At 45.5% G+C, this 277-nt stretch carries 1 pseudogene; it reads right to left on the bottom strand.

Annotated elements, in window-relative coordinates:
* Nucleotides 1-277 (bottom strand): annotated as a pseudogene (locus AAEY88_RS13320) (hypothetical protein); the annotation flags it as partial.

Below are 277 nucleotides of genomic sequence, written 5' to 3'. Positions count from 1 at the left end.
GGTTACAACCTTGTCTTCGGTAACAGCAGATATATCTTCAGGATTGATAATCAAGCGCAGCGTGCGAAAATGCGACAGGGCGTCCTTACTGTCGAAAGTCTCAACGGATAATAAGCCATTGGTCGTTTGTTTTTTTGGCACGGTATCATAGCGAGGTCGCTGCGCATCCGGCAGCTCTTTAGTACCAATCAAACTTATTAGACCTTGCGCATGGCTAGCATGATAGTGAATGTCATTAAATCCGGTCACCATTGTGGCGTTTTGCTTAGGACTATAC

Source organism: Psychrobacter sp. CAL346-MNA-CIBAN-0220 (genome assembly GCF_040309805.1).
GTDB lineage: Bacteria > Pseudomonadota > Gammaproteobacteria > Pseudomonadales > Moraxellaceae > Psychrobacter.
Note: the sequence above shows the minus strand (reverse complement) of the source record. Positions and strands in the feature narration are given on the sequence as shown.